The sequence below is a fragment of the Mesorhizobium sp. IMUNJ 23232 genome, assembly GCF_044326205.1.
Classification (GTDB): domain Bacteria; phylum Pseudomonadota; class Alphaproteobacteria; order Rhizobiales; family Rhizobiaceae; genus Kumtagia.
Genome location: NZ_JBIRCY010000007.1, coordinates 119682 through 134945 on the forward strand (window position 1 = coordinate 119682; position 15264 = coordinate 134945).

Below are 15264 nucleotides of genomic sequence, written 5' to 3' on the forward strand. Positions count from 1 at the left end.
TCACGCCAGCTCCGGGCCGTGCGAGATCGCCGTGCCGGAGGCGGGATCGAAGACGTGCAGGTTTTGCGGGTCGATGCGCACGCCGATGGTCTCGCCCCGTTCCAGCCGCGTGCGGTCGTGCTCGACCAGCACGAGCGAACCGCCGGCGAAATCCGCCGCGATATGCGTCTGGTCGCCAAGCCACTGGTTGGCGGAAACCGTAGCCGGCACGCCGTCCTTGGCGCGGCGCACCGCATAAGGCCGCACGCCGATGACGACGCGCTGGCGTTGCAGAAGCGCGTCGCGAACGCCTTGCGCGAAATTGCCCTGCTCGTAATCCAGCGCCAGTCCGTCCGGAAGCCTGAGTTTTATGCGATCGCTCTCACCGGTGACGAACGCCTCGAACACATTCATCGGCGGCTCGCCGACGAAGGTGCCGGTGAACAGATTGGCCGGCCGTTCCTTGATCATGCTTGGCGTGTCGAACTGCTGCAGCACGCCGCCTTCCATCACCGCGATGCGGTCGGCCAGCGCATTGGCCTCGGTCTGGTCGTGGGTGACCAGGATCGCGGTCAGCCCTCGCTCCTTGATGAAATGTTTGATGCGGCCGCGCAGCACGGCACGAAGCTGCGGCTCCAACTGCCCCATCGGCTCGTCCAGCAGATGCAGGTTCGCATCGCGGACCAGCGCGCGGCCGAGGCTGGCGCGCTGCTGCTGGCCGCCGGAGATGGAACTCGGATAGCGATCGAGAATATCCTCGATCTCCAGCAGTTTGGCGATCTCGGCAACCTTCTGGTCGACCGTCGCCTTGGGCAGCCGCGACGCCTTCAGCGCGAAGGCGATGTTCTCGCGCACCGTCAGCGGCGGGTAGAGCGAATAACCCTCGAAGGCCATGGCGACATTGCGTTTCACCGGCGGCAGCATATGCGCCGGCTTGCCGGCAATGGCGATGGTGCCGCGCGACACCTCCTCGAAACCCGCCACCATACGCAGCGTCGACGTCTTGCCACATCCCGACGAGCCGAGCAGCGCGACGATCTCGCCCTTGGCAATCTGCATGGTGAGTTGCCTGACCGCGTGGACGCCGTGGTTGACGGGTCCATAGAATTTGTCGACGTTTTCGATGGCAAGGACGGTGGTCATGCTGCCGCTCCGCTCTTCAGGGCCACCACCTTGTTCACGCCGACACGCTCACCGGTCGCCCGGTCGAACAGCAGCGCGCTCTTCGGGTTGACGGCGATGTGGGCGTTTCCGGCGACAGGTCCCGGTATGCCGGCCGGCCGCGACACGAGGATCTCACGGCCGCGTACGGTGCGCACCAGCGTCACCGTCTTCTCGTTTAACGGTGTCTCCGCCTCCACGGTCACAGGAATCGCAGCCGGCGCTTCGGCCCTCACGAAGCTCAGCGCTTCCGGCCGCAGCCCGATCACGCAGTCGCGACCGACCGCTTGCTCGAATGGCCCCGCTAGATGCACCTGTACGTTGGAAAGGCCGAAATAGACGCCGCGCGCGTCCTTCGAGGGTTTCACGTCGAGGAGATTGATGGTCGGGTCGCCGAACAGCCGCGCGATCTCGATATCGGCCGGATCGAGATAGATCTGCTCCGGCGTGCCCAGTTGCCTGATCCTGCCCTGGCTCATCACCGCGATGCGGTCGCCCAGCGCCATCGCTTCCTTGTAGTCCTGGGTGACGTAAACCACTGTGGCGCCCTGGTCGTCGAGCAGGCGCGGCAGTTCCAGCCGCATCTCGAAGCGCAGCTTTGCATCTACATTGCGCAGCGGATCGTCGAGCAGCAACACCGGCGGCGAGCCAGCAAGCGCGCGGGCAAGGGCAGTGCGCTGCTTCTGGCCGTTGGAGAGCGCGCGTGGCCGGTGCGTCAGCACGTGGCTGATCTTCAGCAGCTTGGCAACGCTTTCGACACCGGCCTTGATCGCGCCCGGCGAGGCGCGCTTCGCCTGCAACGGCGTGGCAATGTTGTCGAAGGCGCTCATATGCGGAAACAGCGCAAAATTCTGGAAGGCCATTCCGATGCCGCGTTCCTCGGCATCGACGTCGGTCACATCCTCGCCGCCGATCAGCACCCGGCCCTCGTCGGGCTCGACGACGCCGGCGATCAGCCGCAGCAGCACGGTCTTGCCGGAGCCGGACGGGCCGAACAGCACAATGGTCTCGCCGTCGCCAACCGACAGCGTCAGGTCGTCGAGGACCGCCCTGCCCTTGTAGCGCTTGGTGACATGTTTGAGTTCGAGAGAGGCCATGTCCTATCCCTTCACCGCGCCGAGCGACAGGCCCTCGACCAGGTAGCGCTGAGCATAGAGCGCCAGCGCCAACGTCGGCGTGATCGACAGTACGATCGCGGCGGCGATCTGGCCGTATTGAATTCCGCTCGCCGTGACGAAGGCCAGCGCGCCGACCGTCACCGGCTGCTTGTCGGCGGAGGCCAGCACCAGGGCGAAGACGAAATTGTTCCAGGCGAAGATGAAGGCCAGCAATCCGGCAGCCGCGATGCCGGGTCCTGCCAGCGGCAGCGCGATCTTGCGGAAGGTCGCGAACCAGGAATGGCCGCCGATCCGGTAGGCATATTCGATGTCGGCCGGGATGTCCTCGAAATAGCCGCGCACGATCCACAGGATCAGCGGCAGGCAGATCAACTGGTAGACCCAGATCAGCCCGAAATAGGTGTTGGCGAGGCCGAGTTGCTGGAAATAGATGGTGAGTGGCAAAAGCACCAGCAGCGGCGGCGCGAAGCGGAAGGACAGCAGTGTGAAGGCGATGTCCTCCGAGCCGCGGAACTTGTGGCGGGCAAACGCATAGGCCGCCGGCACGCCAAGCAATAGCGATACCGCCACCGACGTCACCGACAGGAAGACCGAGTTCCACAAAGTGCGCAGGAAATTAATTTCCAGCGCGCCCGCCGCCGTCTCCAGCCGCCCGGAGATCAGCGCCGCGTAGTTCGACAGCGTCGGCTCGAAAACGATCGATGGCGGGATGCGCAGGATCGTCTCGTTGGTCTGGAACGACATCAGGAATATCCAGAACAGCGGGAACATGAAGAAGATGACGACGAGCGCCAGCGCTATGCCGCGCAGCACCCGCTCAAGCGTCGAGGTGTGTTCCATGACCGCCTCCTCACGCCTCGCCGCGAGCGCGTTCGCGCAGCCGCAGCCAATTCTTGATGAAAATGTTCGACAGGAAATAGGTGATCGCCCACAGGATGATCATCAGCGCCGCCGATCGCCCGACATTGGTCGACTGGAAGAAGTTCAGGTAGGCCTCGACCTGGAAGACGGTGAGCGTGTCGCCCGGTCCGCCCTGTGTCATAGCGTAGATGATGTCAAACTGCTGGATGGAATCGAGCAGCCGGAACAGCGTCGCGGTCAGGATGTAGGGCGTCAGCATCGGCAAGGTAATGCGGAAGAACACGAAGGTGCGCGGCACGCCGTCAAGTGCGGCAGCCTCGAAGGGTTGCGTCGGCAGCGAGCGCAGGCCGGCGAGCAGCAGGATCATGATGAAGGGCGTGTAGACCCAGATGTCGACCAGCACGACGGTGAACAGCGCCGTCGAAGGCGAGGAGGCCCAGCGAAAATCATGCAGCCCGATCAGGCTGGCGAAATAGCTCAGAATGCCGAAGCCGGGATTGGTCATCAGCTTCCACATCAGCGCGGCAAGCGCCGGCGCGGTCATCAGCGGCATCAGGAGCATGATGGAGATGAAATTGTTCAGCGTCGTGCGCTTCTGCAAAAGCAGCGCGATGCCGAGGCCGAGCAGCAGTTCGAGCACGACCGTCAGGCCGGCGTAGAGCAGCGACACCTGCAGCGTGTTCCAGAATTTGGGATCGGAGAAGAAGGCGAGGTAGTTGTCGAACCAGATGAACTTGTAGCCCCAGGGCTGGCTCAGCCGGTGGCGGTGCAGCGAGTACCAGACCGCCGTCAGGAACGGGATCAAAATGCCGATGCAGACCAGCAGCGCCGGCAGGCTCAGTACGTAGGGCAGCACGCGCTTGCCGATGCGGAAGCCACTTCGACGTTGCGGGATCGAGGCAGTGACGGTCATGGCCGGCGTCGCTCAGCTCGTGGGTCAAAAGCCGCCCGACCGGCTGCCAGGGAAGGAAGCAGGGTCGGGCGGAGGAACGCGGCCGCTGCGGGCCGCGCAGGGAGATCGATCGGCAGGCGGACGACGCCTGCCCGCCAGGCGTCAGCCGAGGCCGGCTTCCTTGAGCTGGCCGTCGATCGACTGGGCAAGCTGGTCGAGGCCCTCGTCCACCGGCACCTGCTTGGCCACCATCTTCTGGAGCGTCGCCGCCCACTCCGTCGTCAGGTCGAAGAACAGAGGCTGCGCCGTGAACTTGATCGAGGCGCCGGGCGCGGAGGCCGTGAACATCTCGAAGTAGCCGGGATATTTCTTCAGCTTCTCGACGAACATCTCGTCCTTCCAGACCGCGTTGCGGACTGGATTGACGAAATCCATTTTCGTCGCGCCGAAGATGGCGTGCTCGACGCTGGAGGCCCACTGCAGGAAGTACCAGGTGGCGTCCTTGTCCTTGGCGAAGGAGGACATGGCGAGCGACCAGATCCAGATATTCGGCGTCGGCGCCGCCGCGGCCGGGTTGGCCTTGAAGCCATGGAAAGCGAGCTTTCCGGCTTCCTTGGTGCCGCCGTTCTGGAAGTAGCCCAGGATGTCCGCGTCGAAGATCATCGCCGAAGCGCCGGCGCCGAGATCGGTGCCGACCTGATACCAGGTATAGGTCGCCCAGTCCTTCGGGCCGCTCTCCTGGATCATCTGCACCCATTTGGCGTGGAACGCCTTGGATTCGGCCGTATTCATCGCCGCCGACAGCTTCCCGTCGGTGACATTGAGATCCTTCTGGCCGAAATTGGCGTAGGCCGAGAGGAAGCCCGGATGGATGGTCGCCCACGAACGCGAGCCGCGCACGCCGACGCCGTAGACGTTGTTGCCGACATCCTTGGTGAGTTTCGCGGCAACTGCAACGAGGTCGTCGAGATCCTTCGGCGGCTGCACGCCGGCCTTTTCGAACATCGCCTGGTTATAGGTGACGTTGTTCTGCTCGAATCCCCACGGAATGCACCACTGCTTGGCATCGTCGGAACCGAGCGTGCCGCCGGGCTGGCCGTTCCAGGCGCAGGACTTGCGCACGCCTTCGAGCACGTCGTCCCAGGCATAGGTCGGGCTGGTCTTGGCCGGATCCTTGATCCACTGGTTCAGGTCTTCCGTCCATCCGGCCGGGCCGTAGGTCCAGGTCATATAGGCGCCGGTCATGAAGGCATCGTATTCCGACGAGCCGGACGAGAGCGCCGCCGTCACCTTGTCGAAATAAACGTCCTCCGGGAACACATCATAGGTCACGTCCATGCCGGTCAGATCCTTGAACGCCTGCAGGTTGGCGATCATGGCGTCGGCATAGGGGTGCTTGTTGAGCAGCAGCTTCAGGCTCTTGCCCTTGTGAGCCTGCCAATCGAAGTCCGCGGCCATGGCGCGCGACTGGGCCATGCCGAGCAGGGTGCCGCCCGCTGCGACGCCGACGCCGAGCGCGCCAAGCCCCTTCAGCAGGCCGCGGCGGTCCACCTGCCCACGCAGGAAGGCACCAATCAGGTCTTTCTCTTTCTCGTACATTCCATTCTCCTCCACAGGGTAGTTCGGTTGCGAACTTTGCCGGCTACCCGACCGGCTTTTCCTCCACGAGCGACCGCGCCGTGCGTTCGTCGGTGATCAGGCCGCCGAGATAGCGGCTTGCGAGAACCGACTTGATGGCGCGGGCCTTCACCTTGCCGCCGGCGACGGCGACAATCCTCCTGTTGCGCAGATCCTCCCGGCCGATCGCCAGAACGCGTCCCGACAACGCCGTCTCGAACGGTTTTCCCTCATCGTCGAAGAAGTGACCAAGCAGCTCGCCAACGCCGCCGCCGCGCTTGACCTCTTCCATCTCGCCGCGTTCGACCATGCCGGTGGCGACCAGGGACGCCTCGCGCTCCGTGGTGCCGATGCCGGCGAAAAGCAGGTCGGCCGCCTTGGCAAGGTCGAACACCTCGCTGACGCCCTTCTGGCCGAGCAGTACCCCGCGGTCCTCGGCGGTGTTGGCGAACATCGGCACGGGCATCACATAGGCTTCCGCGCCGGTGCGCTCGGCCAGCCGGTGGATCACGTCATGCGGGTTGGCCGAGAATTTTCTGGTCAGGCCGCCGAGCAGCGAGACGAAACGGATCGACCCCGCCGACGTCCGCGGCAGATACTCGACACAAGCCGCAAGCGTGCGGCCATGGCCGACGCCGATCAGCACCGGCTCGCCGCGTTCGATCTCGCGCTTCAGGAACTGCGCGCCGGAAATGCCCAGCGCCTTCAGCGGCAACGCCTCGTCGTCGAACTCCGGCACCACCTCGCAATAGTCCAGCCCGTAGCGCTTGCAGAGCTCGGTCTCGAGCACCACGCACTCCGACACCTCGCCGTCGATATAGACTTTTACCAGCCCCTCCTGGTTGGCCCTGGTGATCAGCCGATGCGCCTTCAGGCTGGTCAGGCCAAGGCGCTTGGCGACCTCCGACTGGGTCAGCCCGCCGGCGTAATGAAGCCAGGCGGCACGGGTCGCCATGCTGCTTTCATCGTCGCGGAGGCCGTTTCCAATCCCTGCCATCGATCCATGCTCAGTCGGCGTGGCTTGATAATTTTTTCAAACGTTGCAAAATTTTTCAGACCTGTCAACGCACGAAACGGAACCGAAGGCGTTCCCGAAAGAGCAAAATATCAACCAACCAGTTGTTAAATATTGACACGATAACTCTGCTGTTCCATCGTACTTTGACTGCCACCGAAGCCGGACTGCCGCCCATGCCCGATGCCGCCATACCGACGAACTGGGGGTGCGCTGAGGACGTGCCGCCTGCCGAGCGGGTTGCAGACGCCGCCGCCCTTCTCGTCGTCGACATGCAGAATGATTTCGTGCGAGTCGGCGCGCCGCTGGAGGTTCCAGACGCCCGCATCACGATCGCGCCGATCCGTCGCCTCATAGGCGCATTCCGGGCCGCAGGCCGGCCGGTCGTCTACACGCGCTTCTATGCCAGGGACACGCCGGAGCTGATGTGGCTGTGGTCAAAACAATGCCAGGCGGAAACCAGATGCTGCTGGCAGGGCGTCAGGCGCAGCTATGCGGACGCGGACAGCGAACTGGAATGCGGCAACGTGATCGATGAACTGTCGCCTCTGCCCGGCGATATCATCGTCGACAAGTTCGGCTACGGCTCATTCCACGCCACCGACCTTGACGCGAAACTCCGTGCGCTCGGCGTCCGCTCGCTGTTGGTCACCGGCACCGTGACGCAGATCTGCGTCGAGGAAACGGCGCGAGAAGCCTTCCATCACGGCTACCGCACGACGCTGATCTCCGACGGCGTCTCGTCCTTTGCCCCCGACCTCCAGGCCGCGACGCTCAGGAATTTCGCCATGAAATTCGGCTGGGTAGCCGATGCCGCGACAGCTTTGAGCTGGTTGGGCGCGAAGCAGCTATCACATACCGAAGTGATTTAGGGCCTGGGGTGGTCATTCTTCCGCGGAAGACCGTGGGCCTTCAGCTTCGGCAATCCAGGCATTCAGCAATGTGTAGGCTACGGCAAGCACCGTCGGGCCGATGAAGATACCCAGGATGCCGAAGGCTATCAGCCCGCCCACGACCCCGGCCAGGATAAGGAGCAAAGGCAGGTCGGCGCCTCGCCGGATCAGGATCGGCCGTATGAACTGGTCGATGGTGGTGGCGACGACCGTGAAGACCAGCAATATCGTGCCCGAAACCGCGTCGCCGGAATAGTAGAGCCACACGACGGTAGGAACCAGCACAAGGGCGGGGCCTACCTGGATCAGGCACAGGACGAACATAAGCGCGGTAAGGAGAGCGGCAAATGGCACGCCGACCACCGCAAGTCCAATCCCACCGATGACACTTTGCGCCAGCGCCGTCACCACCACGCCAAGCGCCACGCTGCGTATGGCCTGGCCAGCCAGATGCACCGCCTTTTCGCCACGATCGCCGGCCAGCCGCTGCCCGAAGCGCACGAGTTGTGCGGCCGCGCGTTCGCCACCGGCATACATCACAGCGGCAATGACCGTCGTCAGCAGGAACTGGATGAACATGGCGCCAACGCTGCCAGCAGCGGCGGCCACCCATTGGGTCAGCGCTCCCGCATAGGGCATCAGCTTTGAGGCCAGGTCGGCCACGCCGGATTGCCTGATCCGCTCCCATGCTTGCGCAAGGCTTTCGCCGACCAACGGAAGCTGCTTTACCCAATCCGGCGGTGACGGCATCCGCATGGAAAGCGCTGTCCGGATCAGGTCGCTGATGACATCGATATTGGCGAGCACAGTGCCGACCGCGAGCCAAAGCGGTATGATCAATACCAGCAGGATCGCTACCGTCATGATCAGGACGGCTATAGCGCGGCGGTTTCCGGTGTGACGCTGCACCCACAACATCACCGGCCAGGTCGCCAGCACCAAGGTTGTCGCCCACAGGATCGCCGGAAGGAAAGGCTGCAGCACCCAGAAGCTTGCCAGCAGCAGGCCGCCTATGAACAACACCAGCAGCGTGGCGCGGCCAATATCCTGACTGTATGGCAACATACTGCCCGCACCCCTCAGCGCCGAGCTTGTCAATCGCTTGATTGGCGTCACATCGGTCGGCCGTGTCAAGCGCTATGACCTGCCGCCGTCACATCAGGCCAGCCACCGTTCCAGGTTCGCCCTCACGAAATCATCGTCGGCGAGGTCCGCATGAACGCTGCACACGCGGTCGATCTCCTCCGCCTGCCCAGGGCTCAGCCCCTCTTCGGGATTAAGGCACCAGATGCCTTCCAGCAATCCCTGGCGGCGCAGCACCTCGTGGCAGCCGGCGATGCAGCCGTGGAAATCGTTGGCAACGTCGAAGAAAGCGGCATTGCAATCGGTGACACGGGCGTCAAGCGCTAGGAGTTCGTCCGGGATCGAACCCGCCGCAACGGCGGCCTTGATCCGGTCGAGCAGTTGCACCGCCCTCCGCGTCCACACCGACCAGTGGCCGAGCAGGCCGCCACGGAAGCGGACCGTCACCAGCTCCTCGCCGCGCATAATCGAAAACGGGACGGCGAGGTCGAGCACGATGTGGTCGTCATTGCCGGTGTAGAGCGTGATGCGGTCTTCCGCCCGCGCCTCGATCAGTCCGCGCATCACGTCGAGTGTGCGGTAGCGGTTGAAGGGTGCGGCCTTGATCGCCACGACATTGTCGATCTCGCAGAACCGCCTCCAGAATTTTGCGTTCAGCGGCAGACCTCCCACCGCCGGCTGCAAATAAAAGCCCACCAGAGGGATCTCCTCTGCCACGCGCCGGCAGTGCGCGATGATCTCGTCCTCTGTGCGGCCCTTCAAAGCCGCGAGGCTGAGCAGCCCGGCGTGATAGCCGAGGCCAACGGCGGTGCGCGCCTCGCGAACTGCCTGTTCGGTCGGGCCGACGACACCGGCGATCATCACCAATGGCCGGTCGGTCCAATCGCGCGCGGCTTCCATCGCCAGCGACAGCACCGGCTCATACAGCCCGACGTCGCGGATCTCGAACTGCGTCGTATGCACGCCGACCGCCAGGCCGCCGGCCCCGGCATCGATGTAGTAGCGGGTCAGCGCCCGCTGCCGTTTCGGATCGAACCGCCGCCCGGCGTCGAGCGCCAGCGGCTGGGCCGGGATGACGGTACCGGCGCGAAGCAATTCGGCCACGTCGGCGGGCAATTCACTGCGATGAAGCCCCATTCCTGCCCTGCTCCAATACGGGTGCCCGCGCTTTGTCGCGGCCCGGCAACCAAGCCGGCGGCACCGTCATAGGAATCGTAACAGAACCGAAGTTACAGTCAACCAACTGGTTGGTTTCTTCGAAGCGCCGCCAATGCGAACTCGATGACATGCACACGCCGCTGGGTGATCGCCTCAGGCGTGTTCAGCTTCTTGCCAAAAATCGCCGACAGGGTCGGATTGTTGGAAAAGTAAAAATACGAGATGCCGGCGATCGAGATGTAGACGTTGACCGGGTCCATGTCGTCGCGGAAGACGCCTTGCGCCGCGCCGCGCTTCAGCGTCTCGCGCAGCAATTCCACCAACGGCCAGTGCATTTCCGCCAGTTCCTCGGACTTGGCCGCATGTGGCGCGCCCTGGGCGTTCTCGTCGCTGACCAGTTTGATGAATTCCGGATGCGCGACCAGATAGTCGAAGGAGTAGCCGACCAGCGTCCGCATCGCCTCCAGCGGCGACAAGTCACCGAGATGCAGTGCCTTTTCCTTCTCGCGTATCTCGGAGTAGACCGTCTCCAGCGCGACGCGGTAGAGGTCGTCCTTGTTGCCGAAGTGATGGTAAAGCAACTGCTTGTTGACGCCGGCGCGGTTGGCGATCTCGTCCACCCGCGCCCCGGCAAACCCCTTGTCGGCGAATTCGCTGATCGCCATCGCCAGGAGCGATGCGCGGGTCGCCGCCGAGTCGCGCGGCTTGGGCGGGCGTACCTCCGCCGTCTTCAATGTCCTATCGAGGACCGCGCGTGTCGGATGTCCAGCCATGGGTCGTCCCTCCCTTTGCTTTTCCGTGGTATCTTGCGACCCGCGGTTGGCTGACTATCCCTCCCGTCGCGGGACAATCCAGCTATTCCAACGTGTTGTCCAGAGCAGCCAGCATATATTGACCGGCCATCCGCATACGTGATAACCAACTATTTAGTTACTTTCGGGATGGAAAGCAAATGCGGCCTGCGGCCATCGGCACTCCGCTCCACCAGAATCTGCCCCGAATCTTCTGGGCCTTGGCCGCGCTGGTGCTGATCGGCATCATTTCCGTTCCACAGTTCCGCACCGTCTCCAATTTCGCCAACGTGCTCGACCAGTCGGCGACGCTCGCCATCCTGGCGCTCGGCCAGGCCTTCGTGATCGCCGGTGGGATGATCGATCTTTCGGTCGGTCAACTGGTCGGCTTCATCACCGTGGTCGCCTGCATGCTGTTCGAGGCGTTTCCGGGCATGACGCCGTTCGTCGTGATCGCCTGTCTCGCACTTGCCGCCTTTGTCGGGCTGGTGAACGGCGAACTCATCAACCGCCTGCGCATGTCGCCGCTGATCCTCACCTTCGGCATGCTCAGCGTCCTGCAAGGCTTCATCTTCATGCTCACCGACCGCAGCATCGGCCAGGTGGCGCCGTCGATCGCCTTCCTTGCCAACGGCCGCGTGCTCGGCATTCCGGTTTCGCTCTTCCTTGTCACACTGGTCGCTCTGGCCGCCTGGTACGGCCTGCAGCGCTCGATCTTCGGCTGGCACCTGCTCGCCATGGGCAACAGTGCCGACTCCGCCCGCAAGGCCGGCATCAACCTCTTCTCGCTCACCCGCATCGCCTATCTGGTATCGGGCCTGTGCGCCGGCATCGCCGCGCTGCTCGTCGCCGGGCGCCTCGGCACCGGCTTTCCCAATGCCGGCAACGGGCTGGAACTCGACGCCATTGTCGCGGTGGTGCTGGGCGGTACGCCGCTGAAGGGTGGGCGCATCAGCGTAGTGGGCATCCTCGGCGCGGTACTTTTCCTTGGCGTGCTCAACAACCTGCTCAACCTGTTGCAGGTGCCGGCCTTCACCCAGATCGTGGTCAAAGGCCTGATCGTCATCGCCGCCATCCTCGCCGACCGGCCGGGCCGGCTGGCACAGCCGGCATGAGCGCCGTGGCCAGCCCGCTGCCCCGGGGCATGCGCCTGCCTTCGCTGGAGAAGGCGGCGGTGTGGATTGTTCTGGCCGTCCTGCTGCTGCTTGCCGGTCTCGCCTCCGACGCCTTCTTCAAGCTGAACTACCTCACCAATCTGGTGCGTCAGGCCGCACCCGTCGGCGTCACCGCCGTCGGCGTCACCTTCGTCATGCTGCTGCGCGGCGTCGACCTGTCGGTCGGCGCGATCGTGTCTATGAGCGCCGTGGTCTGCGCCCTGGTCATGGACGGCAAGGCGGAAAACCTATGGCTCGGCATCGGCGCAGCGTCGGCCTGCGGCGCGGCCATCGGGCTTGCCAACGGCCTCGTCATCGCCCACGGAAAAGTCTCGGCCTTCATCGTCACGCTCGGCATGTCGATCGTCGTCTACGGCCTAGTCCAGATGGGCACGGGCGGCACGGCGCGCGGCATCGTCTCGCCGGGATTCCGCGAAGTTTTGAACAGCCGCATCTTCGGCAACGTGCTACCGGTGCTGGTCATCTGTCTGCTTGCCGCAGTCGCCATCGGCATCTTCCTGCAGTCGCGCACCCGTTTCGGCCGTGGCGTCTATCTCGTCGGGGCCAATCCCGACGCGGCGCGGCTCGCCGGCCTGCCGGTCGTTCGCATCACCGTCATAGCCTACATCGTCTCCGGCCTGTTCGCCGGTCTCGGCGGCCTGGCGCTGCTGGCGCGCACCGGCGTGTCGGGCACCAATCCCGGCGCAGGCATGGAGTTCGACGTGCTCGCGGCCGTCGTGCTCGGCGGCACCACCTTCGCCGGCGGACGCGGCAGCGTCGGCGGCACCTTTGCGGGCGTCATGGTGCTGTTCATCGCGCTGAACCTCGCCAATGTCGCCGGACTGCCGTTTGCCGCGCAGCTCACCATCAAGGGCCTCATCATCATCGCCGCCTCGGCCGCCCATTCGTGGATCGGCAGCCGCGGCAGTGGTCGCAGTCAAGAATAGCAACCAGCAGGGGAGTAAGAAAATGCATCACTATCTCAAAACCGTCATCGCCGCCACGATGATCGGCGCCTTCACGACCGGAGCCTCGGTCGCGCAGGACATGGACCTGACCAAGAAGGAAACCTACGACCAGATCATGGCTTGGGCGAAGGAGCCGCTCGACACCTCCAAATACGAGAAGGACGGCGACCTGAAGATCGGCCTGTCGGCCGGCTATCTCAGCAACGCCTGGATCAATTTCACCGCCCAGTCGGTGAAATACGAGGCGTCGCTGCATCCCGAGATCAAGGAGGTGAAAGTCACCGACGCCGCCTTCAACCCAACCAAGCAGGCCGCCGACATCGAGGATCTGCTGACCAGCGGCGTCGACGCCATCCTGTTCTGGCCGGTCGACGAGAAGGCCATCCTGCCGGCGCTGCAGAAAGCGCACGAAAAGGGCGTGGCCACGATCAACATCGGCTACAATTTCATGCGCGATCCGGCCGTCACCTCGAACGCCTATGTCAACCAGTGGACCTACAGCGAGCAGGTGGCGACCGAATTCGCCAAGTCGCTGAACGGCAAGGGAAAAGTGTTCGCCATGCTGCCGATCGCCGGCTCTTCCGCCGCCGTCGTGCAGCTCGCGGTGCTGCAGGACGTGCTGAAGAACTATCCCGACATGGAGCTGATCAGCTCGGAATATGGCGACTGGGACCGCGCCAAGGCCAAGCAATTGACGGAAAACCTGTTGCAGCGTTTTCCCGAGATCGACGGCGCCTTCTCGCCCGCCGGCCAGATGTCGATGGGCATCTACGAGGCCTTCGACGAGGCCGGCCGGCTTGGCGAGCTCACGCTGTCGCCTGGCGACGACTACAATGGCTGGACAAAACTCGTCGCCAAGGAGGGCAAGTGGGGCTCGGTCACCAGTGGTCTGGAAGTCGGGCGCGAGGCGGTCAAACAGGCAGTGAACATTCTCACCGGCAAGCCGACCACCACCGCCGTCGTCGTGCCGACGCGCTACCTCGACCCGGCCGAAGCCGCCAAGCTCAACGAGCCGGACCGTCCCGACGACTGGTTCAAGACCGACCTACCGAAGGAATTTCTGCCGCAGTAAGCAAATCTTCGTGCCGCTGCTTGAAACCCATGCGCTGACACGCCGCTTCCCCGGCGTGCTGGCGCTCGACCATGTCGACTTCGCCGCCGAAAGCGGCGAGGTCCATGCCGTCTGCGGCGCCAACGGCGCCGGCAAATCCACCTTGATGAACATCCTGTCGGGCACCATCCACCCGACTTCGGGCACGATCGCCATCGCCGGCCAGCCGGTCGCCTTCGCCTCGCCCGCCGACGCCCAAAAGGCCGGCGTCGCCATCGTCTATCAGGAATTCAGCTCGATCCCGGAACTCACCGTCGCCGACAACATTTTTCTCGGCCGCGAGTTCAAGGGACGTTTCGGCGTGGTCGACCGCCGCGCCGCGTCACGTGCCGCCGAAAAATTGCTCGATCGCTACGGCATCGCGCTCTCGCCCGACACGCCGGTTGCCACACTCGGCGTCGCCGACCGCCAGCTCGTCGAACTGGCCCGCGCGCTCGCCACCGACGCCCGCATCCTCATCCTCGACGAACCCACAGCCGTGCTGTCGATCTCCGAACAGGCGAAACTGTTCGCCGTTATCCGCACGCTGCGCGGGAAAGGCCTGCTGATCCTCTACATCTCGCACCGGCTGGAGGAGATCTTCGAGATCGCCGACAAGGTTTCGGTCATGCGCGACGGCGCGCTGGTCGCCACGCGCAACAAGGCCGGCCTGACGTCGGGCGAACTCGTTCGGCTGATGACCGGCCGCGAGGTTGCCGCCAACACGGCGCCCGCGCCGCTGGCTGGCCAGGCAAAAACCGTGCTCAGCCTACGCGGCCTGAGCGAAGACGGCGCCCCGATCGACATCCGCCGAGGCGAGATATTTGGGCTCGCCGGGCTGGTCGGCGCTGGCCGGACCTCGATCGCCCACCGCATCGCTGGCCTGCGCCGCCGCGACGGATTTTCCGCCGATCTCGACGGCACGTCCCTCCCGGACGATCCGGCAAAGGCGTTGGCGGCCGGCATCGTCTACATGACCGAGGACCGCAAGCGCGACGGCATTTTCGGCCCGCTTGCCGTCACCGGCAACGCCACCGCTGCTTCCCTAGACCGCTTCTCGCTCGGCGGCTTCCTGCGGCTCGGGCGGGAGCGCGCCGAAGCCGGCGAAGTCCTGCGTGGCCTCCGTCTCGTCGCCGCCTCGCTCGACACGCCGATCGGCTCGCTCTCCGGCGGCAACCAGCAAAAAGTGCTGTTCGCCCGCGCGTTGCTCGCCCGTCCAAAAGTGCTGATCTGCGACGAGCCGACGCGTGGCGTCGACGTCGGCGCCAGGCAGGAGATCTACGCCGTGCTCCGCCGCCTCTCGGCCGAAGGCGTGGCGATCATCCTGATCTCGTCGGAACTCAACGAAGTCCTGGCGCTCAGCCACCGCATCGCCGTGGTGCGCCAAGGTCGGGTCACGGCGGTCATGGACAATGCCGGACTCGATGAGCACGCACTGCTGGTCGCGGCGACGGGGGCGGGCAAGGTGGCGGCAGAGTAAGCGG

At 64.4% G+C, this 15264-nt stretch carries 14 protein-coding genes; 5 read left to right on the forward strand and 9 right to left on the reverse strand.

Translation table 11 applies throughout. The annotated features are described in order from the left end of the window. From ACH196_RS07325 to ACH196_RS07350, 6 genes are all read right to left on the reverse strand, one after another. Positions 1–1122 (reverse strand): ABC transporter ATP-binding protein, encoded by a 1122-nt coding sequence (locus tag ACH196_RS07325; RefSeq protein WP_396646157.1) that lies wholly within the window; start codon positions 1120–1122, stop codon positions 1–3. Beyond that, the gene (locus ACH196_RS07330; RefSeq protein WP_396646159.1) at positions 1119–2237 is read right to left on the reverse strand and encodes an ABC transporter ATP-binding protein; all 1119 of its coding nucleotides are present in this window, start codon (positions 2235–2237) and stop codon (positions 1119–1121) included. Before ACH196_RS07330 ends, ACH196_RS07325 begins: the two co-directional genes overlap by 4 nt. Positions 2238–2240: 3 nt before the next feature. Then, the gene (locus ACH196_RS07335) at positions 2241–3098 is read right to left on the reverse strand and encodes a carbohydrate ABC transporter permease (protein WP_396646161.1); all 858 of its coding nucleotides are present in this window, start codon (positions 3096–3098) and stop codon (positions 2241–2243) included. Positions 3099–3108: 10 nt separating this feature from the next. Further along, positions 3109–4032 carry a carbohydrate ABC transporter permease gene (locus ACH196_RS07340; RefSeq protein WP_396646163.1) on the reverse strand — a complete coding sequence of 308 codons (924 nt, stop codon included), beginning with the start codon at positions 4030–4032 and terminating at the stop codon, positions 3109–3111. 141 nt (positions 4033–4173) lie between these two features. Further along, entirely contained in the window at positions 4174–5610 is a 1437-nt protein-coding gene (locus ACH196_RS07345) for an ABC transporter substrate-binding protein (protein ID WP_396646164.1), read from the reverse strand. A gap of 43 nt (positions 5611–5653) precedes the next feature. Next, on the reverse strand, positions 5654–6625 hold the full coding sequence (locus ACH196_RS07350) for a sugar-binding transcriptional regulator (protein ID WP_396646165.1): 972 nt from the start codon (positions 6623–6625) through the stop codon (positions 5654–5656). A gap of 194 nt (positions 6626–6819) precedes the next feature. Between ACH196_RS07350 and ACH196_RS07355 the strand changes: the two genes are divergently transcribed. Continuing rightward, entirely contained in the window at positions 6820–7515 is a 696-nt protein-coding gene (locus ACH196_RS07355) for a cysteine hydrolase family protein (RefSeq protein ID WP_396646166.1), read from the forward strand. A 12-nt stretch (positions 7516–7527) separates the two neighbouring features. Here the strand turns inward: ACH196_RS07355 and ydiK are convergent, their stop codons facing one another. The 3 genes from ydiK to ACH196_RS07370 form a co-directional block, all read right to left on the reverse strand. Next, the gene (ydiK, locus tag ACH196_RS07360; RefSeq protein ID WP_396646167.1) at positions 7528–8601 is read right to left on the reverse strand and encodes an AI-2E family transporter YdiK; all 1074 of its coding nucleotides are present in this window, start codon (positions 8599–8601) and stop codon (positions 7528–7530) included. 93 nt (positions 8602–8694) lie between these two features. After that, positions 8695–9756, reverse strand: a complete 1062-nt coding sequence (locus ACH196_RS07365; protein WP_396646168.1) for a dihydrodipicolinate synthase family protein — start codon at positions 9754–9756, stop codon at positions 8695–8697. 98 nt (positions 9757–9854) lie between these two features. Then, positions 9855–10550, reverse strand: coding sequence for a TetR/AcrR family transcriptional regulator (locus tag ACH196_RS07370; RefSeq protein WP_396646169.1), 696 nt, complete (start codon positions 10548–10550; stop codon positions 9855–9857). A gap of 179 nt (positions 10551–10729) precedes the next feature. Between ACH196_RS07370 and ACH196_RS07375 the strand changes: the two genes are divergently transcribed. From ACH196_RS07375 to ACH196_RS07390, 4 genes are read left to right on the forward strand one after another with little or no spacing between them, the layout of a single operon-like run. Next, a complete protein-coding gene (locus ACH196_RS07375; RefSeq protein WP_396646170.1) occupies positions 10730–11683 on the forward strand; it encodes an ABC transporter permease in 954 nt (317 codons plus the stop codon). Then, positions 11680–12669: an ABC transporter permease gene (locus ACH196_RS07380; RefSeq protein WP_396646171.1), complete on the forward strand. Its 990-nt coding sequence runs from the start codon at positions 11680–11682 to the stop codon at positions 12667–12669. Before ACH196_RS07375 ends, ACH196_RS07380 begins: the two co-directional genes overlap by 4 nt. 22 nt (positions 12670–12691) lie before the next feature. After that, on the forward strand, positions 12692–13762 hold the full coding sequence (locus ACH196_RS07385; protein ID WP_396646172.1) for a substrate-binding domain-containing protein: 1071 nt from the start codon (positions 12692–12694) through the stop codon (positions 13760–13762). Positions 13763–13772: 10 nt separating this feature from the next. Beyond that, the gene (locus tag ACH196_RS07390) at positions 13773–15260 is read left to right on the forward strand and encodes a sugar ABC transporter ATP-binding protein (RefSeq protein WP_396646174.1); all 1488 of its coding nucleotides are present in this window, start codon (positions 13773–13775) and stop codon (positions 15258–15260) included. The last annotated feature ends 4 nt before the right edge of the window (positions 15261–15264 follow it).

Coding starts and splice junctions, on each gene's coding strand:
- ACH196_RS07325 (WP_396646157.1), bottom strand. CDS start 1,122: ATGACCACCGTCCTTGCCATCGAAAACGTCGACAAATTCTATGGACCC.
- ACH196_RS07330 (WP_396646159.1), bottom strand. CDS start 2,237: ATGGCCTCTCTCGAACTCAAACATGTCACCAAGCGCTACAAGGGCAGG.
- ACH196_RS07335 (WP_396646161.1), bottom strand. CDS start 3,098: ATGGAACACACCTCGACGCTTGAGCGGGTGCTGCGCGGCATAGCGCTG.
- ACH196_RS07340 (WP_396646163.1), bottom strand. CDS start 4,032: ATGACCGTCACTGCCTCGATCCCGCAACGTCGAAGTGGCTTCCGCATC.
- ACH196_RS07345 (WP_396646164.1), bottom strand. CDS start 5,610: ATGTACGAGAAAGAGAAAGACCTGATTGGTGCCTTCCTGCGTGGGCAG.
- ACH196_RS07350 (WP_396646165.1), bottom strand. CDS start 6,625: ATGGCAGGGATTGGAAACGGCCTCCGCGACGATGAAAGCAGCATGGCG.
- ACH196_RS07355 (WP_396646166.1), top strand. CDS start 6,820: ATGCCCGATGCCGCCATACCGACGAACTGGGGGTGCGCTGAGGACGTG.
- ydiK (WP_396646167.1), bottom strand. CDS start 8,601: ATGTTGCCATACAGTCAGGATATTGGCCGCGCCACGCTGCTGGTGTTG.
- ACH196_RS07365 (WP_396646168.1), bottom strand. CDS start 9,756: ATGGGGCTTCATCGCAGTGAATTGCCCGCCGACGTGGCCGAATTGCTT.
- ACH196_RS07370 (WP_396646169.1), bottom strand. CDS start 10,550: ATGGCTGGACATCCGACACGCGCGGTCCTCGATAGGACATTGAAGACG.
- ACH196_RS07375 (WP_396646170.1), top strand. CDS start 10,730: ATGCGGCCTGCGGCCATCGGCACTCCGCTCCACCAGAATCTGCCCCGA.
- ACH196_RS07380 (WP_396646171.1), top strand. CDS start 11,680: ATGAGCGCCGTGGCCAGCCCGCTGCCCCGGGGCATGCGCCTGCCTTCG.
- ACH196_RS07385 (WP_396646172.1), top strand. CDS start 12,692: ATGCATCACTATCTCAAAACCGTCATCGCCGCCACGATGATCGGCGCC.